The following is a 21,483-nucleotide window of genomic DNA, read 5'->3' as shown; positions in this document are numbered from 1 at the left end:
TCGATTTCTCTAGTTCCACAACCCAGTAGGGGCAGTGGGGACACTCAAGGGCAGTTAGGGAAGTTTCTACTCCTGGAGCTTTTTCTACTCCCCCATTTGGTAGTTGATTCCCAAGACACTCCCTAGATCGGGAATCGTGCTGCTAACGCTATAATCCTGCAAGTAATTTCTGCAAGTATGTCAAACTGTACGCGCAGTCTACAGTTGAGGTGAGGGTGAAGGAAAGTTTTGAATCGTCTTCAATGGGCATAGGGCTAGAATCGTCCAAAAGTCCTACCAATTCTCAGATGAGTGTAGATACCGATAGCCGTGAGGATGTGGCTGACACACAATCGTCTCCAGACCCTAAGACGCCTGTCCCTAAATCCAAAAAGCACAAGCCATCGGGTCGCCCCTTGATTCGGTGGTTGATCTGGGGTTCCGCTTTTGTTCTCACCGCTACAATTTCTGCCACATTGGGGGCAGCGCTAGCGCTATTCACACCTTTGTCACCGTTTATCACACCTTTAAATCAAGGATTTGGTGCTAAAGGGGACTCGTGGGGTCGAGGCTTTCCGTACAAAATCGCCAGACCCGTCAACATCCTGGTGATGGGGATAGACCGAGTGCCAGAGGCTCCAAAGAACTCAGCGGCCGTCTTTGGCGGTCGCAGTGATACAATGTTACTCCTGCGCCTAGACCCCGCCGATAATTCGGTGCGGATGCTATCCATCCCACGGGATACTCAAGTCAACATTCCAGGGGTTGGACTGGCCAAAATTAATGATGCCAATGTGGAGGGGGGTGCTGCCTTAGCCGCACGGGTTGTGAGCCGCAGCCTCAATGATGTACCGATTGATCGGTACTTACGAGTCACGACCGAGGCATTCCGAGAATTGGTTGACCTTGTGGGAGGGATTGAAGTCTTTGTCCCCTATCCCATGCAATATACAGATGTCACTCAAAATTTGAAGATTGATTTAGAGCAAGGGTGGCAAACGTTGAATGGAGACCAAGCAGAACAATTTGCTCGGTTCCGCAAAGATAAAAATGGTGATATTGGTCGGGTACAACGACAGCAGGCACTTCTGAAGGCATTGCGGCAGCGTTTGGTGACGCCAAGCGTCTTGTCCCGTTTGCCCCAAGTGATGCAGGTGATGCAGCAGTATGTGGATACCAACCTGAGCTTAGAAGAACTGCTAGCGATCGCAGGCTTTGGTCTGAAGCTCCAGCAAGATAGCGTTAAAATGGTACTCCTGCCTGGTCGTTTCAGCGCTCCCAAGGAATTTATTGGCAGCTATTGGCTGGTTGATCCATTAGGGCGAGATCGAGTGATGCGCGAGTATTTCCAGCAAAATCCAGCGTGGACAGCCTTAGAGCCGCACAGTTCATCCCGGAGTGTGCGAATTGCCATTCAAAATGCTACGGACAAACCACAACTCGGTCAGCAGGTGGCTCGGTATTTGGCTGCTAAAAACTTTCGTAATGTTTATATTGTCAAAGACTGGCCTGATCGTCAGCCCCAAACTCAAATTATTGTCCAGCAGGGCGATTTGGAAGCGGCGGCTACTCTCAAAAAAATCTTAGGATTCGGTAGGGTAGAGGCATCTTCTACAGGTGATATAGAATCTGACCTGACGATTCGAGTGGGCGAAGATTGGATGGAAACTAACTTTGAATAACACTTTCTTCGTAATTCCATCAATCCACAACCTTCAGCACAAGGATCAGGACACGACCCGGTCGTGTCCTGACAAATAACTGTGTTGCCATGTATAGACCATATAGGACATCAATGGAAATTTTGAATTTAAAAGAGATTAAACCCTTTCTACAAACTTTAGTAAGAGTAATTTTAGCGATCGCTTTGGCGTGGCTGTGGATCATGCTATGTGCCACTCCCGCCTATGCCCAGGAAAGCACCATTAACTACAGTAGTACCAATTTAACCAATCGTGACTTTTCTCAAAAGAATTTAGTAGGCGCGGTTTTCGTGGCCGCTGAGATGCGGGGGACTAACTTCCAAGGGTCTGACCTAACCAACGCTATCCTGACTAAAGGAGTGATGTTGGGTGCAGATTTGGAAGGAGCAAATCTTACGGGCGCATTGGTCGACCGAGTGACATTGGACAATGCCAATTTGAAGAACGCTATCTTGCAAGAAGCAACGATGACACGCAGTCGTTTTTACGATGCCGACATCACTGGCGCTGATTTTACGGATGCGATTATTGATCGCTATCAAGTGTCTCTTCTGTGTGAGAAGGCGAGTGGGGTTAACCCAATTACGGGCGTTGCAACGCGGGATAGTTTAGGCTGTCGCTAAAATTGGCTCAGATAGATGATTGAAGGCTTCCCAGTTACGGACATCCTGGAGTAATGCCTGATAACCAGCAACATTGGGATGAAGACCATCTGAACATAAGTGTTTAATACACCAATCCTGACCGCGCGATCGCCAAAGATCGAAAATATCCAGGTAGGGAATCTGACGCTTTTGACAGGCAAGGCGCGTTGCCTCTTTGTAGCGGTACTGGTCAGCATGATTGAAGTAGAAACAATTGAGGAATGGCATCTTAGCTTCATCCACAGGCACCATACCCACGAATAGCACGGGACACAATTGTTTCGCTTGGTCTAACAGGTGAGCGAGTTCTGCCTGGAAACTCTCAAATTCTGTAAAATTTCGTCCATCCGGTCGTCCCAGACGGGCGGAATCATTAACGCCGATGGAAAGGATCATGGCATCTGGAACGCGATTCTTCAGTTCACCGCGATGGCGAAACTCATGTTCAAGCCGTGCTTGCACTTGCTTGACTCCATCGCCTCGAACACCAAGATTGTAGAGAACATGACCGGGACTATCTGGCGACATCCACTGGCGTCGTAATCTCTCTACCCAGCCGCCTCCTTCTGGGTCACCAAATCCATAGATGAGGCTGTCACCGAGGACAACGATTTTTAAAGGGGCTTGATGGGTTTGACGGATTGACGGGAAGCTAGCAGCAACAAGTGTTTGCATAAACAGTAGTAGTCAGCCAGTTTATATTAACAACTCGACAGGTTTACAAGAGTTTACATAATCTTACGCTATTCGTTGCACCTTAGAAATCATTGAGCGCCTTTCACTCATTATTCACATCCTTGTTGTATTGATGTCCGGAGAAGAGGGATATCTTCATCAAGTCTTCTATCTTCTGGCTGTATCTTTGTCGAGAACTTCAGCTTTTTAGGTTTCCAGAAATCCTCTGCCGATACAACCGCAGGTTCGCTCTCAATCTAGAACCGCTACCGAAGCTAAGCGTCCTCCCACAGGAATAAACGCCGCACTTGTCACTGCTGTTACACTGGAGAATGAATTGTGCCTTTAGCTAACCAACCTCAAAGGCTTGACGCTAAAGGCTATTTTTCTAAATCTGACCCACCTTCTAACGACGACTGATGCTGCACAAACGTTACCACCAGTTTGATTCGAGTCAAATTATGCATCGCGCCGAGGAGCTGATCAGTGCAGCTTCCAATCGCTATCGGATTACCGTGCAAGTGGCAAATCGTGCCAAGCGCCGTCGCTATGAAGACTTTGAGAATATTGATGATCCGATGATGAAGCCCGTTCTCAGGGCGATTATCGAGATGTCCGATGAATTGACACAACCGGAAATCATTGGAGATTAGACTCTCTAGAAACACTTCTCAATCCAGGCGAGGGCAGGTTTTGTTTTGATGTGGTTGTGGTTCACATAAAGATAGCCGCTCAACCTGCCCCTATCAATCATCGCTCTCGCGTTCAAAATGCTTCAAGCGATCCGAAAAGGTATCCGTTTCCGGCTGACGCTCGGTTTAACAATCGCCACATTCACAGGCATCTGCTTAATGGTTGGGAAAGCAGAGGTAAAAGATTCTAGTGTCTTCAAGTGGATTGGAGTACAACCTGTTGCTGCCCAGCTTTCCGTCCCCCAAGATGCGTGGCAGCGAGTTTATGAACGCTTACCCAATTTGCCTCTAGAGAACCAGTATGTCAGTAAACAAACTGGGAAAATAGATGAGAATAACACCTTGATTGGTCGCTTCATGCGGTATCACATTTTTGTGAAACGCCGTCCTCCCACGTACCGTTTGGATTGGAAGTTGACACTCGCTGACTATCTCGGTGCTAACAATTACTTGGTGGAATCTCAGTATCCCAGCGCTGATACCTTACGGGAAAATCCGATGGAAAGCGATCGCAAGGCAATGGAAAAGCTGACTCGTGCAGAGCGCGACGCTTTAGTGAATGTCTTAGTCAGTCTCTTCAATCCCAATAGTACTCAACAACCTGCACCGTCCCCCCGTGAGACACCGACGCCAGCGCCACCACCGCCTACTTCCTCCAGTCCCAGTACAACCCCCTCTCTCCCCAAACCGGGAGATGCTCAGTTGCTGATGCCTTAAACCATGGAACGGGTTGTTAAAACTGGATCGGGTTGGCGTTTGGGTTGGAATCCTCAAACCACGGATTATCAAGGTTTAGTCGGTGGAGAGGATTGGGCGATCGAGCTAACCGAGGCAGAGTTAGATGATTTTTGTCGCTTATTGGGGCAGTTAGCCCAGACAATGAGCCATATGGCAGATGAGTTGATGGATGAGGAAAAAATCATCTGTGAAGCTGACAGCGACTTGTTGTGGATGGAGGTAGAAGGCTATCCCCATGCTTATACCCTGCGATTCATCTTAAACACAGGACGCCGCTGTGAGGGAAGCTGGCTTACTGAAGCCGTTCCAGGTTTGGTTGCAGCCGCTCAATCTCTGAAAGTATTTTAGATTGTTGTTTTAATTACAAATATTGTGTTACATTAGTCTAGGTTTTACGGGGCGTAGCGCAGCTTGGTAGCGCACTACTTTGGGGTAGTAGGGGTCGTGGGTTCAAATCCCGCCGCTCCGATTGATTGAAAAATAGCCAGAACCCTTACTGGTAAAACTCAAGAGCCTAATACGTCCAAGAGATTGTTTTGGATGTGTTAGGCTCTTGAGCGTTGTATGCTGACTATTTTGGACTTTACACGAATCTCTAAAAAGATGTGATAAATATCATCACTTATCCACAGTGTATACGTTTGTCCTGAGGTTCATAATGCTGACACAGCTCACATGAGCCTGTGGGATTCACGGCACACAGTAAGTAGGCTGAGTGAGCGTTATATCTACAAGTCCCCTTTTTATCTATACTATTTGATACTTGTCTCAATCGTTGTTGATGGAACTCAATCCAGCGTTTGATCTGGGCATGGGATTTGAGTCGCATTCGATTAAACGCAATATTGGTCATTGCTCAAGACGGTGTGAAACGAACAGAGGGTCTATCTTATTTTTATCTTTCTGGCTTTTTGTTGCCTAAATTTGACATAAGTTATGACAAATTCAGGTGTGATGCGCCTGATCGCACAATTCCTTGTTGTTACGCTTCAAAACCCAGATAATGTGATGCCCAAGACATGACTCCATCACGACTACCTGTTAAAGTGCGATAAACTATTACACTCCTGTTTTTTACCCAAGACGCTCAATGGTCAAGCGCTTAACCAGTCGTCCCCTCCTCATAGCGGCTGTGTTTATCGTCTGCATTACCCTTGCCCCCGTCCTAGTAATCCTGAATAGGCAGCCCATAATGACATCTGCACCTCAGTTGCTGACTGACCCGTTTTTGCAACTGCCAACGGAGAATTCAGTGCGAGTGGTTTGGTTTACTGAGTTTGCAGGCTCCCGCCATAGCGTCAGCTACGGACAAGGACTCAGTCGCACGGCGATCGCCACTACGACCAAACTCAGTCGTACACGGGAAGACCAGAAATCCAAAGTGGGGAAACAAACACAAGAGGGTCAAATTTATCAGCAACCGACCAGGAGGGATATCTGGCGTCATGAAGCGACAATCACAGGTTTAACGGCTGGCAGGCGTGTGCCTTATCAGGTGACGAGTGTGCGGGAAGATGACCAAAAAGTGAGCAGCCATCAGTTTACTCTTGCGCCGAAACCGGCACCAGGAACCCCACTGAAAATTCTTCTCACTTCTGACCACCAATTGATGCCGATGACAGCGGCAAATCTCCAGAAAGTCTATGAAACTATTGGACAAGTTGATGCCGTCTTCTTGGCCGGTGATTTAGTCAACGTTCCTGATCGCGCTTCGGAATGGTTTGATGATAATCGTGGCGGTGCCTTTTTTCCCTGTCTCCAAGGTCGGGCAGATTACGAGCTAGAGAAAGAGGGCATCAAAACAACTTATAAAGGCGGTGAGTTAATCCAATATGCCCCCCTATTCCCAGCCGTTGGAAATCATGAGGTCATGGGACGCTTTTCCAATGAGCATAACTTAAATGACCAGTTTAACGACCCCTATCCTCGTACTATTGCCCAAAGACTTTATCAAATAAAAGCCAAGTACTTAAACCCCAAGAATGACCCAAAAGTGCGTCAAGCTTGGCTGAAAAATAATTCCTTTAATACCGACACTTATAACGAAATTTTCACCTTACCTCCGAACAAATCTGGAGTAGAGAATAATTATTCTATAACCTTTGGGGACATCCGATTGGTCGTGCTATCCATCACCAATATTTGGAGAACTCCTAGCTTAGAGGCAGATGCCAAAGGTAGATATCGAGAACGAGAAAAAGACTTAAATAATCCCATAGCGTGGGGATATGGACAACATATCTTTGAGCCAGTTGCTAAGGGTAGCGTCCAATATAAATGGTTGGAGAAAGAACTCAACAGTCCAGAATTTAAACAGGCGAAGTATAAGATTGTGATGTTTCACCATCCGCCCCATTCACTGGGCGATAATATTGTCCCCGCTTATACTTATCCGGTACAGTTGATTAAACGGGATGAAGAGGGACGTATTAAAGCGGTACGTTACGAGTACCCCAAGGCAGAGGATTACATTATTCGTGACATTGTACCTCTGTTAGAGGCGGCGAATGTACAACTGGTATTTTATGGACATTCGCATCTGTGGAATCGCTTTGTTTCTCCGAGTGGGATGCACTTTTTAGAAACTTCAAATGTCGGCAATACTTATGGTGCTTATATCGGCAATAAAAAGCGTCCGGTGCCAATAGGTTTTCAGGCAGAATATACGGCGACAGGTAATCCCAATGGACTGGAACCTGTGATGCCAACACTTGCACCGTTGCTCGGTGATGAGCAGCAGCGGCTGCCTTATATAGCGAGTAATGACATCACAGCTTTTAGTATCTTAGACACAGGTAAAGGTACAGTGAGCAGCTATCGTTTTGATACGCGTGAAGCGAAGCTATCCCCTGGGGACTCGTCGAAATCAAAAGTCGTGAAATTTGATGAATTCCGATTAGCTCAACCCATTACTTCAAGGAAATTTCAAAACAAGGATGCAGTACTTTTGGCTGGCGTCGCCTTAATCATTACAGGGCTAATTATTGCTGCTGGGTTGGCTGGCATCATACCTCAAAACATTATCAAACTGCCGTTCCCTTAATGAATAATCCTATATGGATTTTCGCTCTGTAATTGTTGGGTTCTGCCCCTCGTATTAGGAGGGGCAGATTCAGGAGAGTTTTGTGTTCTTCCAGGGTTAGCTGCTTATGCCAGATCGAATAGCAGAATTTCTGCTTCTTTCGTCGCTTCAATCACAACTTCTGTTTCGTTGCTGATAGCGGCTCCATCACTCGTATCAAGAGGCAATCCGTTCAGAGTAATCGCACCTCGTGCTACCTGTACCCAGGCATGACGTTGAGGTTGGAGGGTATGAGAAAGGCGATCGCCTGCTTTCAAAACCGCAGCATACAAATCTACATCTTGATGAACCGTAACAGCACCCTCTCGCCCATCTTTAGCTGCAACTAAATGCAGTTTGCCTGGAGTCTTGGCTGGGGAAAAGTTCCGTTGTTCATAACTTGGCGATAATCCGTTTTGAGCGGGTAACAGCCAAATTTGCAGCAAATGAACCGCTTCATTTTCGGAGTGATTAAACTCACTGTGTAGGATTCCTGTCCCAGCACTCATCCGTTGTACTTCACCCGGCTGAATCACTGAACCATTACCAATATTGTCCTTGTGTTCTAATGCTCCTTCTAGAACATAGGTGATGATTTCCATATCGCGATGTCCATGGGTTCCAAAACCAGCCGTAGGGCTAACGTAGTCTTCATTAATCACCCGTAGGGCGCGAAATCCCATATGTTTGGGATCGTAATAGTTAGCGAATGAAAAGGTGTGGTATGTATCCAACCAACCATGATTCGCGTGTCCTCGATCTTCAGCTTTTCTAAGTGTGATCATTGCCTGCTCCTATTTAATTCAAAACTTTAGAATTCAGAGTTTAGGCTGGCGTCTTGGGATATTCCCTGTGTTGATGAACACCAGTAAGAAGTCTTTACTCCTACTTCAATAACACCAGGCTTTTTATCAGCAATAACAGGCTTACTCATTGGGTTCTCCTGAAAAAACTAATGCTGAGAAGATGAAGTGTAAAAGAACTTTTTACCTTTTATCCTTCATCCTTTCCTTAGTGCCTTTTTCGTATATTTATACTTTAGGCTAAGTAAGGTTATTATGGAAAGTATGCACTTTAAAGTAAGGTAGTACCCAAAAAGATACTATGGCAGCTCAAGCAGCTAGTACCGAGAGAGCAAGTTGTCCGGTAGAAAGAACCCTAGAGGTTATTGGCGGACGCTGGAAAGTCTTGATTCTGCGGGAGTTATTTCAGGGCGTACAGCGTTTTGGTCAGTTGCACCGCGCTTTAAACGGCATTACCCAAAAAATGCTGACGCAACAACTACGGGAGATGGAACACGATGGCATCATTCATCGGGAGGTTTATTTGCAGGTTCCTCCTAAAGTTGAATACTCTCTAACCTCGTTAGGGGAAAGCCTGAAACCCATTATTGATTCAATGCATGAATGGGGGGTTAGGCATCTGCTAGAACAAAATCCAGAAATTTAGGACAACCGCAGGCCATAAAATAGTAAAATTAGGCAGAGTATGCATTGATAGTTATCAACTACAGGCATAGAACAACACCAGACTTTACTTGCTGAGACTGACACTTAATCCAGTAGTCACTCCTTCCTGCCTGTCACAGGATAGATGTAATTGTGGAGATTCACTGACTTTAAGTGCCAGCTAAGCTTGTTTGAACTTTAAGTATGCAAAGCCTAACCCTTCTGGGCATTATTAACTTGTAAAAATGAATTCACAAAGCAACTTTCGTACAAAACGCTCAGCGCCTACCAAGGCAGAGTTGGAAGCAACGCTTACTCAGTTAAAAGCGAAACTGAACGAAGCCGAGAAGAAAATACAAGATCAGGAAAAAAATTTGACCGAATTGAAAGAGGCTCTCGAAAAAGCCCAAAAAAAAGAAGACTCTCTCCAACAAAAAGTTGCAGATTTACAATCTGAGTTAGAGGGGCAAAAAAAATCGGTGAAGGAAACACAAGATCAGGAAGAAAATTTGACCGAATTGGAAGAGGCTCTCGAAAAAGCCCAAAAAAAAGAAGACTCTCTCCAACAAAAAGTTGTAGATTTACAATCCGAGTTAGAGGGGCAAAAAGAATCGATGCAGCAGCAACAAAAGGACCTACAAAAAATAACTCAGCTTAGTAAAGAGTTGGAAAAAGCTAAAGCAGCCGCTGTTCAACTGGCTCAAACCAATGAAAAGCTGATGCAGGAAATTACTATCCTGAAAAAAACAAACGAAATCAAAGAAGAAAAGCCAAAGGAAAACCTTAAAATACAAGTACAAGCACAGAGAGTACCCGAAACCAGGCCAGGGAGACCGATTCAAACAGAAAGTGAAAAGCCTGCTGATTTTGCTAACAAAAGCTGGTTACTTTAACGAGCCGTCGTGGTTAAGGCGACTCACCTACACCTAAGCCACAAAAGAGCCTCCCTTAGATTAAGGAGGCTAGGAATTTCAAGTTAAGCAAAGATTGGGTATTAACTCCTGTAAGGGATTAGCTCGTTAAGCAGGTTTAGCTTGTGCTCTTTGCTCGAGTAGGCGAATAATGGATGCTTTTTCGAGAATTCCGACTAGCACACCGTTATCACGAATAACAGGCAGTTGAGTGAGTTTTCCTTGCTCCAAAAGTGTCACAACTTCCAAAAGGGATTGATCGGATTTCACAGTTGTGGAGTAATCAACAGGCCGCATCAGTTCTTGGACGGGGGTTTCATTCCAGTGGGAGGTGGGTACTGCTCTCATGTCATCAACAGCGATCGCACCCAACAATTGACCATCCTCATCCGTGACTAAGAACTTGTGCCATTCTGCTTTACCAATGATGTAGTTATTGGCAAACTCTCGCAGAGACAAGTCAGCCGATACAATCGGGCTATTGGGAATCACAGCATCTTCAGCCGTTAAACCCAGTAACTTATCTTGGATTCTGGCGGATTGGGCAGAGGAACCTGCATTTCGCAGCAGGAACCAACCAATTAACAGAGTCCAGAAGCTACCGAAATTGCTAATTCCTAAGACGGCGAGGAATCCTATGCTAATGCCAATCCAACCTAAAAACTGACCAACGCGGCTAGCAAAAACTACACCTTTATAAGGATTACCTGTGATTTTCCACACCACAGACTTCAGGATATTGCCGCCATCCAGAGGTAAGCCGGGAATCAGATTAAATAAGGCCAGCATCAAGTTAATGTAGGCCAGCAGGCTAACCATCGCGGCCAATGGCCCTGTAATCGGCGTGCCGATGCCAATCGCTGTGAACAGACCGAAGAGCAAGAGGCTGACGAGTGGCCCTGCGATCGCGACCCAAAAAGATTGAGCCGGAGTTTCTGACTCTTTCTCCAACGCCGCTAGACCGCCAAAGAGAAATAAGCTGATGGATTTAACTTCAATGCCTTGCCAAAGAGCCACAAAGCTATGACCCAATTCATGAGCTAGGACGGAGGCAAATAAGAACAAGGCTGCAACAAATCCCAGAAGAAAGGCTAATCCACTAGCCAAACCCGGAAAAATAGCTGACAGTTGACCTCCATAGCTAAAAGTAACCAAGCCCAAGACTAAAAACCAGGACGGATGCACATAAAAAGGAATGCCAAATAAGTTACCAACACGAATACTACCGTTCATAAGCGCTCCCTTAAATCTTTTTATTTAAGACTTTTTTCTGTTGTTAATTTTATTTCTTGTCATGTCTCCATCGTAACGAAATGTAAAACCTTTATTCATCTATCAATTGTCGTAAGAACCGACCCCAAGAGTTCGGTTTTGAGCATGAAGGTTGCCTGTGACATCCCTCTGGATATCGCCATAATAAAATAAGGACTGCTCCCCTGTGCCTTGAGTGGCATCATCTTCTTAGAGCAGAAAGGAATCCCTTTATTAATAACCATTAGATTATGACTGTCTTTGAACGCCAAATCGCCCGCTCTTACCAGCAAGAAGACATTCAGCAGATCCTGAATCTGGCGATCGCTCGTCAGTCTGACGGCGGAGAATTTTCCCGCCAACAGCTTCTGGAAATTGCCGCTGAATTAAGTATTTCTACTGAAAGCCTAGCCCAGGCAGAACAGGAGTGGCTTCTCCAGCAACAACAGCGGCAAAAGCATCAAGAATTTAATTTCTATCGGCGCAGCCAACTCAAGAGACGTTTCGGTAAGTATTTAATTGTTAATCTTTTTTTAGTTTGTCTGAACCTACTGACGGCAGGACAACTGTCTTGGTCGTTATATATTTTATTATTCTGGGGGCTTGGGCTAGGACTTCATGCTTGGGATACCTATCAATTACAGGGTGAACACTACGAAAGAGCCTTCCAGAAGTGGTATCGCAAGCACCAGCTCACACAAGTTGCCCACTCACTTTATAGCCGCATCAACAACTGGCTGAAAGCGGTAAGCTGAAGCAAGCGGTAACGCCAAGAGTTATATAAAGTAATTTAAGAAATTTAGCTTTCTTTTAGAGAGCCTAGGATGGCTTTGGGATAAACTGGCAGTAATCTCTAATCCTGCAACATCCTAAAAAATAAATTTATTGTGCCCAAACCCTTCTTATTAACACGCGTACTCCTGCGTTTCGACGAGCCATCTGAAGATATGGTAGGAAACCTATCTGCTGCTGCGTTTACACCTGATGGTAGCTTATGGCTCGGTTCCGATGAAGGCATAACCATTGAGCGCTTATCTCTGATTGAGCCTTATATCTTTGGAAAGCACCAGTCATTTTCGATGGGAGATTTCGTCGAACTCTTTAATCAGGAGGACGAAATCGACATTGAAGGCATGGATTACGAAAATAATTATCTTTGGTTAACAGGTTCCCACAGTACAAAACGCAAAAAGGCGAAAGGAAAAAATCCACAGAAAGATTTGGATAGACTCGCAACCATCAAAGCTGAGCCGAACCGTTATTTAATTGCTCGTATTCCTGTTATTAATGGGGAATTATTAAAATCCGGGTCGCTGCCTGATCATCCCGACCAAAAATTGACAGCGGCATATTTACAAAAAACAAAAGACGAAAACATTCTGATTGAAGCGCTCAAAGATGACTGCCACTTAGGGCCATTTTTAAGCTTTCCGCTTCCCAGCAAAGAAAATGGCTTTGATATTGAAGGATTAGCGGTTCATCAAGGCAAGATTTTTCTAGGATTTCGGGGGCCTGTGCTCCGAGGTTGGGCGATTATTGTGGAGATAGAAGTTGAAGAAAAAGAACCAGGAATCTTAACGCTCAAAAAAATTGGTGAAGAAGGAAAGCTCTACAAAAAACATTTTGTAAACCTGAATGGATTGGGTGTGCGGGAACTGTGTTTGAACGGTGACGATTTGATCATTCTGGCAGGGCCAACCATGGATTTGGAAGGTTCCTTGCGAATCTTCCGCCTGAAAAATGCCCTAGAGCATCCGAGCAACAGCCTATCGAGTCAGGAATCAGGAGATTTGGAGCTTTTATTTGACTTACCTTTTAATGTGGGCGCTGATCATGCTGAGGGATTAGCACTCTTTCCTTGTTTGGGTGAGTCAGATTCCCTTTTGGTCGTTTATGATTCACCCGATGAAGCAAGGCTTGTTAAACCGCATAGTGTTTATGCGGATGTTTTTAGATTGAAATAAAGAGAAATCTAAAAAGAGCTAAGACGGGAAGAATTAGAGCCTCGGTAATGAATAAGTGATTTGGCTCAAATCATCTCGTAAGAAGGCTTCTTCTTGGGTTTCTCCTAAAACATTTGCCAGTACAATCGCTTCTTGATAAAGAATGCGAGCATTGACCAAATTCCCTGTCGCTCTATAAAGTTGAGCCGCATACCTCAGCGAAAGCAGTTGTTCTCGACGGTTTGCCTGTGTTTGGGCTAAAGCTTTGTGTTGTTCAAGAAGTTTGAGCGCCACCGGATACTGCTTCATGGCGCTATAAGATTGCACCAGACCCCTAAGTGCACGAAACTGATTGGGGATATCCCGCGTCGCTTGTGCCACTCGCAATCCTCCTTGATAGGTGATTAAGGCATCCCTGTAAAGGTTGACAGCGCGATAGGCGTCTGCCAAATTATTTCGTGTATTTGCTTCCCCTAGGGAATCGTCCGCCCGACGTCGCAAAACCAAGGCTGCTTGGTAACGCTTAATCGCCTCAAAATAACTTCCCTGTGCTGCTGCCGCTAAACCCAGGTTACTCAAACTTAAGCCCTCGCCCGCTTTATTCTGGATACTACGAGCAATCGTCAGGGCTTCTGTAAAGGTGGCCTGAGCCGATTCAGGACTGCCGGATTCCAGCAAAATGGTGCCCAAGTTATTCAATCCATAAATCTGTCCTTGAAAATCTCGGCGTGAACGAGCAACCCCAACTCGCCGTCTTAGGGCATCTTCTGCTTGCCGATAGCGTCCCATTTTCGCATAGGTTACCCCGATGTAGTCGTAAGTCACACCCTCACCCTCAAGGTCACCAATTCGCTGATAAATGTCGAGTGCCTGTAACCAGTTGGCGATCGCTTTGTCATAATTTCCCTGCGCCTGCGCCTGTCCTCCTAACCGCATCAAGAAATCGGCCTGATTTCGATCTTCCCCTTGAATCCCATTGTTTAAAGGGACATCCAGTTGTTCTAGGAGTTCAACCTCTGGCACGCCTGGAGGCACAAATTGAGCTTGGACTCCCGTACTGAAAGTCAGGATTAAGCTGTTAAGGGTTAGCGCTACGGCTGTGTAAAAACGAGTATGCCGTCTTAGCTGGGAGCCAGGACATTGATTCCCTGACGGGTTGTTGCCACGAGTGCAAGAGGTGAGGTATGAGGGACTTTTAATCACCCCTTTGGTGTTTTTCACGACTGACAAACCCTGTTTATTCATCACATTCTCCCCGATTGCTAAAGTTTACCGACCACTTCAGCGCTTAGATCATTGCACGCCCTATGATTTTCTCTATACAGATAGAGCATTAACTTGGGAATTTGCCTGTAGGGAAGCCGCCTGAGCCAAATAAATCAGGCGAATATCTTCAGGTAAGGCTGTTTCCAAAGTTTGATAGCCTTTTTGGAGCTGAATTCTCACTTGGGCGGGTGAAACCACTTCTCCCTCCGCTTGCAAATAAGCTGCAATTCGTGTTTCGCTCCAGTGGAACGTCTGAGCCATGATCACAATCAACCGCATTACGGGTTGGAGTTGTTCTAATGCTTGTTCCAGGTAACACCAGAACGGTGGGGGTGCCGCATTGAGATCGTAGTGAATTTCCTCCACTGGCGGCAAATCCGCTTGGTTAATACAGAAGGCGGTCATGTTGATCAGCCAGTTTTGAAAGGAACTCGTCCCCGGAGTACTTTCATAGCGTAAATCTAGACCGCTGAGTTCGTAGAAGATGTGACGCCAAGTCAGAGCAAATAGATATTCAGCCTGTACCGGCGATCGCGCCGAGTGCCGAATCAATGTATAGACAATTGGACTGTAGCGACAGAAAATAGCCGTGAAGTACTTTCCCTGCTCTGGATGACGCTGAAACAGGGTCAGCAATTCCTGATCGCTGTGATGAAACAACGATTTGACAATCGGGTGATTGGATTCGGAAAAATGGGGGATTTGCACAATCTTTAATTTACAACTGGACTCAGGGAATTAGAGAAGATGCTTCTTACTATATCTACCACCTTTGACACTCTCCACAGCTCTAGGCGGAGATACTTGGTTCATCGACATGCCTTGAAATAGACTTCTGTCCACAACTTAAGGCTTCAAACTGGACTTGGCCAGAGTAATGATGGAACTTCGGTAAAATTAGTAACATCTAAGAACAAGTCTTGTGCTAATAATTTTACGAATAACAGGACAACAGAGCCATCAAAGTTAAAATCGGATTATCACGCGTTTTCAGTTCATGATTTTATCCGTGAATTTTATTTCCCTCCTGCTTGAGTCCCTACCTCTGGGTTCATTTTTGCCCGGTCTTCCTTTGGATAGCCTGTTTTCCACCCAGGGCATTATGGTGATGCTATTGGTCGCCTATGCGGGTGCCATGTGGATGTTTCTCACCAGTGCCCCCAAAGTTCATACCATCATGGTGTCGGATTTAGAGATAGCGCGACAGTTCTATGAAGGTCTGCTCAATTTGGCGGCGGCGGAAGTTCCTTTACACTACTATTACAACTACGAGCAAACCCTGGGCACTAGTACGCTTGACCCCCTTTACATGTCAGCGACCAACTTGGGAAGCACCAGCGCCACCAAACTCAGAGGTGCTGATGGGTTGTGGTACCAACTCAGAAAGAATACTCAGTTACATGTGATCTCTGGGGCAAGCCTGGGTAAGAAAAATCAGCAACGCCACGTTTGCTTCGACCATGACTGCTTAGAACAAGTGTTGATGCGAGTGCAAATGCAACGCCTCAAGTATAAAGTTCGTGCCGAGAAGCCCCTAAATTTTCTCGTCAAAGATTTAGATGGTCGCGTGATCGAATTAGCAGAAGTTTCCAATTAACTGCGATTTATGCCTAGGGGCACAGTCGGATGTGCCCCTAAAAAGCTTTAAATCTCTCGATTCTGACCGTATTTCTCGCGAATGTGCGTATTAAAATACTGTCCGACAGACGGAGCAATCTTCATTTCGTGGTACACACTCTTAGGTACATCTCGATATTGGTAGACGCTGCCACTGTTGAATTCAACTCGCAAGATTTGAGCCGCTTCGTCATAGTCAAATGAGCGAATCACATGACTAAACGTTTTGAGCAGGGGAAATGCAATCACATCCCGAATACTGGCACTATCGGTTAACAACATCACTAAGCGGTCAATTCCTATCCCAAGGCCGCCCGTGGGAGCCATCCCATATTCCAATGCTGTGATAAAATCTTCATCCACTCCCGGCGCTTCCAAATCTCCGGCTGCTTTCCGCGCCGCCTGTGCTTCTAGACGTTCGCGTTGGTCGATGGGGTCGGTTAACTCCGAAAAGCTATTTGCCGTCTCCCGTCCTACGATAAATAGCTCAAAGCGCTCGACTAAACCAGGCTTATCCCGATGCGGCTTGGCAAGGGGAGAAATTTCTACGGGATAATCCAGGACAAACGTCGGCTGAATCAAGGTTTCCTCAACCTTCTGCTCGAAACATTCATTGAGCAGTTTTCCGATGGATGAACATGCATCCACACCCGTGATTCCCGCTTGACGAGCCGCCGTTTGCGCGGCTTCCAAGGTCTCAAATTGAGTAAAATCTAAACCGATCTTTTCCTGCACCAACTGATGCATGGTGATTCTACGCCAAGGGGGGGTTAAGTCAATTTCTTGACCCTGGTAGGAAATTTTCAGCGTCCCTAAGACATCTTGTGCAGCGGTGGTAATCAAATTTTCCGTCAACTGCATCATGTCATTGTAATCCGCGTAGGCTTGGTAAACCTCAACGGTGGTAAATTCCGGGTTATGGCGGGTAGAAATGCCTTCATTCCGGAAGATCCGCCCTAGCTCAAACACCTTCTCAAACCCCCCCACCACCAGTCGCTTCAGAGGCAACTCGGTGGCGATTCGCAGGTACAGCTCCATGTCCAGGGTATTGTGATAAGTGATGAAAGGACGCGCCTCTGCCCCCCCGGCTTCCGACTGAAGCACGGGCGTCTCAATTTCTAGAAAGTCTTGTTCTTCCAGGTAGCGGCGAATGGAAGCGGTGATTTTGGCGCGGCGTCGGAACGTTTCCCGCACAGTGGGGTTGACAATCAGGTCAACGTAGCGTTGACGATAGCGCTTTTCTGTATCCGTAAGACCATGCCATTTATCGGGTAAGGGCAAAAGGGACTTCGTCAGCATAGTGTAGCGGCTGACATAAACCGAGAGTTCACCCTTTTCGGTGCGCTTAATCGTTCCCTTGACGCCGATAATGTCTCCAATGTCGGTGAGTTGCTTTAAGTGGTTGAAGGCATTGGGCACATCTGCCATTCCGGTGGTGATTTTCTGCTTATCGAGGTACAGCTGAATCGTGCCGGTTTCGTCCTGAAGATTGAAGAACGCCAGTTTTCCGAAGACTCGACGTGCTAAGATTCGACCTGCGATCGCCACTTCAAGATCAACTTCTTCACCATCGGGTAAGTCGGCAAATTTTTCCTGGAGTTCTGCGGCGTTGTGAGTCGATTCCCAATGGTAGGCATAGGGATTCATCCCAATGGCTTTGAGCTGGTGGACTTTCTCCAAGCGTGCTGCACGGATTCCTTCTAAATTTGAGTGATCTTGGGGTTCTGGTGGGGACTGCTCGGAGGGCATAGTACTGAATAACTAAAGGCTTGTGTTGTGTGACAAAAAGCGCATCCTTGCTGAACGTTGAAGAGCGCCGGGGCTTGGGTCAATTATAGGGAATGATCGGGACGTGTTTGAGCGATCGCCCTTTGGGACGGTACCATCAAGGGCAATCGCGTTGTTCCAGAATACGAATTGCGCTAGCGCTTGCTCCAGTCGCTTCGCTGCTCTCATACTCAAAGTGCTGTTCACGCACCCGCAAAGCCGAGCGCTTCCCCAAAACAGGCTTCTATTTGTGATGATTTTTGACCAAATCTTTTAGGTAAGAGTGTGCTTTTTCGGGTGTGAGGAGAAAAATCTGACCATTGCACAAAATTTCATACTTTCCCCCGTGATAACCATGCCCTGAAATCAGCCCTTTTTTAACGGCCTGATTGCCCAGCTTGGTTAATTCGTTCGTCAAAGCAGATTCCTTGGCGGCTGTTTTTCTTTCCACCATCTGCTCTTCGTTATTCTCATCCATTCTTTTCAGGCTCCTTCCTATTCCTCATCTGTGTCTCTGCTCTAGCGATGCGGTGCGTGATTCTTGAGCAGAATCCTCGCTCAAAGCGCAATCGCTACGTCTTTGCCACTCTACTCTTCGGTAACCCCTGCTTGGACGCTAGTGCATCCTCTCAGTTCGTCCCTCTGAGCGACGTTTGACTCAGCTCAGCCTAACTCAAGAAGGCGGCGGCTTTGGGAACGGAAACCGTTGCTCCTAATTTCCCTCAATCTCACTGCACTTGAGCCTATGCTCGGTAAACCCTAACCTCAGTGCTGATACGCTCAACAAATGGGACGTTGGTTGGGTTTCACGGCATGAATATACTCACTGCCCGCTAAGGGCCATCCTCGCTTGTAAGATGCTTCTTCCGGCTGCCCCCAGCCTAACTGCAAGATAATCTCCAAAAACGTTGAATTACCGTGTACAGAGAGACTGGCCCATTCCGTTCCTTTAATGATTACTCCAACCTCATCAAGCCTAATCTGTCGATAGTCTTTGCCTGAGTTAATGCTTAAGTACAAATCCATGCCCTGTGTCACACTGTGCCAAAACGCCAGGATTGAGGTCTTAGCCGCCTTGAGGATTTCCAAATCACTAGAGAGCGCCGCTAGTTGATCATCGACGGCAGGGTAGCGCAAAGTTGTGCCCTTCATCGTTAACTGCCGCCAAACAATGCCTGAAACTTGGTGTTGCCGCTGATAGCGATGAACAGCCGCCTTGAAGTCTCGATAAGCACTGAACTTTTGAATGCCATCCGGTTTCAGAAATTGATCGAGCAACGGACTGCCAGACGCCGAAGCGGCAAGATTGAGACGCTCTCCATTGATACAGGCGCGACGCTCATCCGCCAAAATTTTGATTAGCTCCTCGGTGCTGTAGACCTCTGACATCAGCACACCCAATAACATTGCACTAAAAGACAGATTAGCGTGTGAGCCTGACCCACTATATTTTAGATTTTAGATTTTAGATTTTGGATTTTGGAGTGTTTTGCCAAATCCTTATCTTGAGTTCCTGAATTAATCGAGGAAACTTTATCCGCCACCGCTCCGGCAAAATCTAAAATCATGGGGAAAAGCCTTACTTTAACGTTCACCTTCCACTAGCTCAGTATTGAATTCGTTGAAAGTTCGCCGCTTCAACTCAACGGATTCTGAACGAGGCAGCAAATCAAACACTTTCCGGAAAGCATCGTCTACCTGCTCATAGGGCACTTGTCCCGTCACATTCAGAACCACCTTACCCTTTTGGTCCAGGATCACCGTCTGGGGCACTAAGCCTTGGTAGTAGTAGCCTGGTTCTGTTGGTTGATACTTAGACTTCGGGGGTAGACTATCGATGTTAATCGGCAGAAAATTGGCGGCTCGTCCATAAGGATCTTGGAGCTGTGAGATAACGGCGGCATATTGCTTGCAATCACTGCTGTCATCTAAGTAGAACACCAACAGCGATGGTCTCTCGCGCCTCAAAGACTCTGTCAACGTTACGCGTGCTGGGACTAGAGAGCCATTTCCAGCATAGAGGGCGAAGATGTTGCCGTCAAACTTGTCATCATTCAACCCGGCTAGAGCCGATGGTGTCCCGATGAGCCACAAGCAACTTAAAAAAGCCACTAAGCTCAACAAGCCGCAAGCGACCCGATGCCTCCCTGAATGGCGAGCAGTCAGAAGTTGACTGGAAAACCGTCTAAAGTTAAAAATCATACTCCAGTGAATGTGAAACCTTAATTTTCTCTGATTAGGTCTTGAATTGACATGTTTTACCGATTTCTTGTTTATAACGAAATTACTATAGCTTTACCTATAACCTCCCTACTCTATATAGAATTATCTCTGGTTGTAGGTCGTTTGGTGGTCGCGGCCTAATCCTAATTCCGGAAAGTGGGGGTCTGCGGCTCAATCTGGATGCATTGTGAGCGTACTACCGTCAGTCGCTGGAAAAGTTTTCAGTTTTCATGGGGATAGGGTGTGAGCTGTAGCCTTCTGATCCAAGACAGTTAGTTTGCAAGCCTTGCCCCAAAGGTGCTGACAACACACTTAAACGGTGACTCGACTGAGGTGTCACTGTTGTGCAACCGACTGATGATTTTTAAGCGACGGGTGGGGAGATAAGCAGATGGGGAGAATAAAATACTGCACCCGTCCTATTGGCGGTGATGGACTGTTAGTCTTAGCAGAGATTTAAAGATTGGGTTTCATTGGGAGCAAACTCAGACTCAATAGGTATTACTGACAACAATCCAAGGCTCAGATTATACCAAGTCTCAGCATCAACAATTCCGTTTACTATCAAAGCGTTAATTTGTTGGAAGTTTTCGACGGCTGCCTGTGTGGCCAGATCAAATTGCCCATTGACCTCTAGCTTGAAGCCCTTAAAATTGAGCAACTGCTGTAAAACTCTGACAGCGCTACCAGAACTCCCTTGACGTACAATAGGCAGTTTTAAAGCCGCTTGCCTGGTAGAAACTGGCGAAAAATTAGAAGTATGCATGTTTAATATTTGAGACGTGAAGGTTTCTATCTAAGGCTAAAGAAAATGGCTCCTCTTTCGCCTCCCTCCTCTAGGAGAATTTAGCAGCACTCAGCATTACTAAAGTCACTAAAATTGTTAAGGAAGTTACACTTTGGGATGCGTTTTCTGAGCTATAGCACAAGAGTTTGAACAACAATAATCAAATAATCAGCATTAATGTCAATGAGCAAGATTAGCATCCTCATGTAACGGCTGCTTTAAGTCGAATTGCTTGACAATTTGCTGGGGATTGCCGATAACCACAACACCGGGAGGAACAGACTTGCGGACAACGCATCCCAAACCCACAGCACTATCTGCCCCAATGTTTACCCCTTTCATCACTGTCGCTCTGGCTCCAATCCACACATTGCGCTCAATCACAATCGGGGCCGAAACTTTGGGTCCGGGAGGGCAGTGACGTAGGTGCGGTTCTAGGTTGTGATAATCGCTATCGGCAATGGCGCAGTCAGAAATTAGGCACTCATCCCCAATCGTAATGGAGCGCTCACAGCCGATCCAAGAGCCATTCAGTAATACGTTACTACCAATAGTGACTGTGCCTGAACCATAGATCAAGACATGTTTACCCAGGCGACTTCCAGGCCCGATGGTCACTTTAACTGTACCATTAACCTGCAAGGTGCCTTTGATTCGCACCCCTTTAGCGAGCAATACATTAGGATATCGCATCCGATAGAACAGTCGCTTGGCTTCAAAATAGAGGTTAGCTAAATCCTTCAGAACTGGATGATTGATCGGCGGCATAGCACTAAAT

General features: G+C 46.3%; 23 protein-coding genes and 1 tRNA gene. 12 read left to right on the top strand and 12 right to left on the bottom strand.

Features of this window, described 5'->3' with window-relative positions:
- Positions 1-242 precede the first annotated feature (242 nt).
- Both NDI48_30665 and NDI48_30660 read left to right on the top strand, forming a co-directional pair.
- Positions 243-1,661, top strand: coding sequence for an LCP family protein (locus NDI48_30665; GenBank protein ID MEP0835531.1), 1,419 nt, complete (start codon positions 243-245; stop codon positions 1,659-1,661).
- 113 nt (positions 1,662-1,774) lie between these two features.
- Positions 1,775-2,305, top strand: coding sequence for a pentapeptide repeat-containing protein (locus NDI48_30660; protein ID MEP0835530.1), 531 nt, complete (start codon positions 1,775-1,777; stop codon positions 2,303-2,305).
- Here NDI48_30660 and NDI48_30655 read toward each other — a convergent pair.
- A complete protein-coding gene (locus tag NDI48_30655) occupies positions 2,291-3,001 on the bottom strand; it encodes a GDSL-type esterase/lipase family protein (GenBank protein ID MEP0835529.1) in 711 nt (236 codons plus the stop codon). The genes NDI48_30660 and NDI48_30655 overlap by 15 nt on opposite strands.
- 419 nt (positions 3,002-3,420) lie before the next feature.
- On the opposite strand from NDI48_30655, the gene NDI48_30650 reads away from it, so the two are divergent.
- The 4 genes from NDI48_30650 (at position 3,421) to NDI48_30635 (ending at position 4,900) form a co-directional block, all read left to right on the top strand.
- On the top strand, positions 3,421-3,654 hold the full coding sequence (locus tag NDI48_30650) for a DNA-directed RNA polymerase subunit omega (protein MEP0835528.1): 234 nt from the start codon (positions 3,421-3,423) through the stop codon (positions 3,652-3,654).
- Between the two features lie 117 nt (positions 3,655-3,771).
- Positions 3,772-4,410, top strand: coding sequence for a hypothetical protein (locus NDI48_30645; protein MEP0835527.1), 639 nt, complete (start codon positions 3,772-3,774; stop codon positions 4,408-4,410).
- Between the two features lie 3 nt (positions 4,411-4,413).
- Positions 4,414-4,779, top strand: coding sequence for a DUF1818 family protein (locus NDI48_30640; protein ID MEP0835526.1), 366 nt, complete (start codon positions 4,414-4,416; stop codon positions 4,777-4,779).
- 47 nt (positions 4,780-4,826) lie between these two features.
- Positions 4,827-4,900, top strand: a tRNA-Pro gene (locus NDI48_30635).
- 153 nt (positions 4,901-5,053) lie between these two features.
- Here the strand turns inward: NDI48_30635 and NDI48_30630 are convergent.
- Complete coding sequence (locus NDI48_30630; GenBank protein MEP0835525.1) at positions 5,054-5,260, bottom strand: DUF6464 family protein; 207 nt, start codon at positions 5,258-5,260, stop codon at positions 5,054-5,056.
- Between the two features lie 261 nt (positions 5,261-5,521).
- Here NDI48_30630 and NDI48_30625 point away from each other — a divergent pair, with 261 nt between their 5' ends.
- Positions 5,522-7,474: a metallophosphoesterase gene (locus NDI48_30625; protein ID MEP0835524.1), complete on the top strand. Its 1,953-nt coding sequence runs from the start codon at positions 5,522-5,524 to the stop codon at positions 7,472-7,474.
- 104 nt (positions 7,475-7,578) lie between these two features.
- On the opposite strand, the gene NDI48_30620 is transcribed toward NDI48_30625, so the two are convergent.
- A complete protein-coding gene (locus tag NDI48_30620) occupies positions 7,579-8,277 on the bottom strand; it encodes a pirin family protein (protein MEP0835523.1) in 699 nt (232 codons plus the stop codon).
- A gap of 319 nt (positions 8,278-8,596) precedes the next feature.
- Between NDI48_30620 and NDI48_30615 the strand changes: the two genes are divergently transcribed.
- Positions 8,597-8,941: a helix-turn-helix transcriptional regulator gene (locus tag NDI48_30615; protein MEP0835522.1), complete on the top strand. Its 345-nt coding sequence runs from the start codon at positions 8,597-8,599 to the stop codon at positions 8,939-8,941.
- A 244-nt stretch (positions 8,942-9,185) separates the two neighbouring features.
- Positions 9,186-9,833 (top strand): hypothetical protein, encoded by a 648-nt coding sequence (locus NDI48_30610; GenBank protein ID MEP0835521.1) that lies wholly within the window; start codon positions 9,186-9,188, stop codon positions 9,831-9,833.
- Positions 9,834-9,959: 126 nt separating this feature from the next.
- Here the strand turns inward: NDI48_30610 and NDI48_30605 are convergent, their stop codons facing one another.
- Positions 9,960-11,084: a site-2 protease family protein gene (locus NDI48_30605; GenBank protein ID MEP0835520.1), complete on the bottom strand. Its 1,125-nt coding sequence runs from the start codon at positions 11,082-11,084 to the stop codon at positions 9,960-9,962.
- Between the two features lie 269 nt (positions 11,085-11,353).
- Between NDI48_30605 and NDI48_30600 the strand changes: the two genes are divergently transcribed.
- Both NDI48_30600 and NDI48_30595 read left to right on the top strand, forming a co-directional pair.
- Complete coding sequence (locus NDI48_30600; protein ID MEP0835519.1) at positions 11,354-11,857, top strand: 2TM domain-containing protein; 504 nt, start codon at positions 11,354-11,356, stop codon at positions 11,855-11,857.
- Positions 11,858-11,989: 132 nt separating this feature from the next.
- Positions 11,990-13,066, top strand: a complete 1,077-nt coding sequence (locus tag NDI48_30595) for a DUF3616 domain-containing protein (GenBank protein ID MEP0835518.1) — start codon at positions 11,990-11,992, stop codon at positions 13,064-13,066.
- A gap of 33 nt (positions 13,067-13,099) precedes the next feature.
- Here NDI48_30595 and NDI48_30590 read toward each other — a convergent pair whose 3' ends face one another.
- Together NDI48_30590 and NDI48_30585 are read right to left on the bottom strand one after the other, a co-directional pair.
- On the bottom strand, positions 13,100-14,290 hold the full coding sequence (locus tag NDI48_30590; protein MEP0835517.1) for a tetratricopeptide repeat protein: 1,191 nt from the start codon (positions 14,288-14,290) through the stop codon (positions 13,100-13,102).
- 72 nt (positions 14,291-14,362) lie between these two features.
- Positions 14,363-15,019 (bottom strand): sigma-70 region 4 domain-containing protein, encoded by a 657-nt coding sequence (locus NDI48_30585; protein ID MEP0835516.1) that lies wholly within the window; start codon positions 15,017-15,019, stop codon positions 14,363-14,365.
- 289 nt (positions 15,020-15,308) lie between these two features.
- Here NDI48_30585 and NDI48_30580 point away from each other — a divergent pair, with 289 nt between their 5' ends.
- Positions 15,309-15,908: a glyoxalase-like domain protein gene (locus NDI48_30580; GenBank protein ID MEP0835515.1), complete on the top strand. Its 600-nt coding sequence runs from the start codon at positions 15,309-15,311 to the stop codon at positions 15,906-15,908.
- A gap of 47 nt (positions 15,909-15,955) precedes the next feature.
- Here NDI48_30580 and lysS read toward each other — a convergent pair whose 3' ends face one another.
- From lysS to NDI48_30550, 6 genes are all read right to left on the bottom strand, one after another.
- Positions 15,956-17,677 (bottom strand): lysine--tRNA ligase, encoded by a 1,722-nt coding sequence (gene lysS, locus NDI48_30575; protein ID MEP0835514.1) that lies wholly within the window; start codon positions 17,675-17,677, stop codon positions 15,956-15,958.
- A gap of 262 nt (positions 17,678-17,939) precedes the next feature.
- Positions 17,940-18,173: a hypothetical protein gene (locus NDI48_30570; GenBank protein ID MEP0835513.1), complete on the bottom strand. Its 234-nt coding sequence runs from the start codon at positions 18,171-18,173 to the stop codon at positions 17,940-17,942.
- Between the two features lie 302 nt (positions 18,174-18,475).
- The gene (locus NDI48_30565; protein ID MEP0835512.1) at positions 18,476-19,084 is read right to left on the bottom strand and encodes a hypothetical protein; all 609 of its coding nucleotides are present in this window, start codon (positions 19,082-19,084) and stop codon (positions 18,476-18,478) included.
- 195 nt (positions 19,085-19,279) lie between these two features.
- Positions 19,280-19,897 carry a thylakoid membrane photosystem I accumulation factor gene (locus tag NDI48_30560; GenBank protein MEP0835511.1) on the bottom strand — a complete coding sequence of 206 codons (618 nt, stop codon included), beginning with the start codon at positions 19,895-19,897 and terminating at the stop codon, positions 19,280-19,282.
- Between the two features lie 466 nt (positions 19,898-20,363).
- Positions 20,364-20,684 (bottom strand): peptidoglycan-binding protein, encoded by a 321-nt coding sequence (locus NDI48_30555; protein ID MEP0835510.1) that lies wholly within the window; start codon positions 20,682-20,684, stop codon positions 20,364-20,366.
- A 201-nt stretch (positions 20,685-20,885) separates the two neighbouring features.
- Entirely contained in the window at positions 20,886-21,473 is a 588-nt protein-coding gene (locus NDI48_30550; GenBank protein ID MEP0835509.1) for an acyltransferase, read from the bottom strand.
- Positions 21,474-21,483 lie beyond the last annotated feature (10 nt).

This window comes from Microcoleus sp. AS-A8 (assembly GCA_039962225.1).
In the GTDB taxonomy this organism is placed as follows: Bacteria; Cyanobacteriota; Cyanobacteriia; order Cyanobacteriales; family Coleofasciculaceae; genus Allocoleopsis.
The sequence above is the reverse complement of the archived record's forward strand: the minus strand, read 5'-3'. Positions and strand labels throughout refer to the sequence as shown.

Coding starts and splice junctions, on each gene's coding strand:
- NDI48_30665 (MEP0835531.1), top strand. CDS start 243: ATGGGCATAGGGCTAGAATCGTCCAAAAGTCCTACCAATTCTCAGATG.
- NDI48_30660 (MEP0835530.1), top strand. CDS start 1,775: ATGGAAATTTTGAATTTAAAAGAGATTAAACCCTTTCTACAAACTTTA.
- NDI48_30655 (MEP0835529.1), bottom strand. CDS start 3,001: ATGCAAACACTTGTTGCTGCTAGCTTCCCGTCAATCCGTCAAACCCAT.
- NDI48_30650 (MEP0835528.1), top strand. CDS start 3,421: ATGCTGCACAAACGTTACCACCAGTTTGATTCGAGTCAAATTATGCAT.
- NDI48_30645 (MEP0835527.1), top strand. CDS start 3,772: ATGCTTCAAGCGATCCGAAAAGGTATCCGTTTCCGGCTGACGCTCGGT.
- NDI48_30640 (MEP0835526.1), top strand. CDS start 4,414: ATGGAACGGGTTGTTAAAACTGGATCGGGTTGGCGTTTGGGTTGGAAT.
- NDI48_30630 (MEP0835525.1), bottom strand. CDS start 5,260: ATGCGACTCAAATCCCATGCCCAGATCAAACGCTGGATTGAGTTCCAT.
- NDI48_30625 (MEP0835524.1), top strand. CDS start 5,522: ATGGTCAAGCGCTTAACCAGTCGTCCCCTCCTCATAGCGGCTGTGTTT.
- NDI48_30620 (MEP0835523.1), bottom strand. CDS start 8,277: ATGATCACACTTAGAAAAGCTGAAGATCGAGGACACGCGAATCATGGT.
- NDI48_30615 (MEP0835522.1), top strand. CDS start 8,597: ATGGCAGCTCAAGCAGCTAGTACCGAGAGAGCAAGTTGTCCGGTAGAA.
- NDI48_30610 (MEP0835521.1), top strand. CDS start 9,186: ATGAATTCACAAAGCAACTTTCGTACAAAACGCTCAGCGCCTACCAAG.
- NDI48_30605 (MEP0835520.1), bottom strand. CDS start 11,084: ATGAACGGTAGTATTCGTGTTGGTAACTTATTTGGCATTCCTTTTTAT.
- NDI48_30600 (MEP0835519.1), top strand. CDS start 11,354: ATGACTGTCTTTGAACGCCAAATCGCCCGCTCTTACCAGCAAGAAGAC.
- NDI48_30590 (MEP0835517.1), bottom strand. CDS start 14,290: ATGAATAAACAGGGTTTGTCAGTCGTGAAAAACACCAAAGGGGTGATT.
- NDI48_30580 (MEP0835515.1), top strand. CDS start 15,309: ATGATTTTATCCGTGAATTTTATTTCCCTCCTGCTTGAGTCCCTACCT.
- lysS (MEP0835514.1), bottom strand. CDS start 17,677: ATGCCCTCCGAGCAGTCCCCACCAGAACCCCAAGATCACTCAAATTTA.
- NDI48_30570 (MEP0835513.1), bottom strand. CDS start 18,173: ATGGATGAGAATAACGAAGAGCAGATGGTGGAAAGAAAAACAGCCGCC.
- NDI48_30565 (MEP0835512.1), bottom strand. CDS start 19,084: ATGTCAGAGGTCTACAGCACCGAGGAGCTAATCAAAATTTTGGCGGAT.
- NDI48_30560 (MEP0835511.1), bottom strand. CDS start 19,897: ATGATTTTTAACTTTAGACGGTTTTCCAGTCAACTTCTGACTGCTCGC.
- NDI48_30555 (MEP0835510.1), bottom strand. CDS start 20,684: ATGCATACTTCTAATTTTTCGCCAGTTTCTACCAGGCAAGCGGCTTTA.
- NDI48_30550 (MEP0835509.1), bottom strand. CDS start 21,473: ATGCCGCCGATCAATCATCCAGTTCTGAAGGATTTAGCTAACCTCTAT.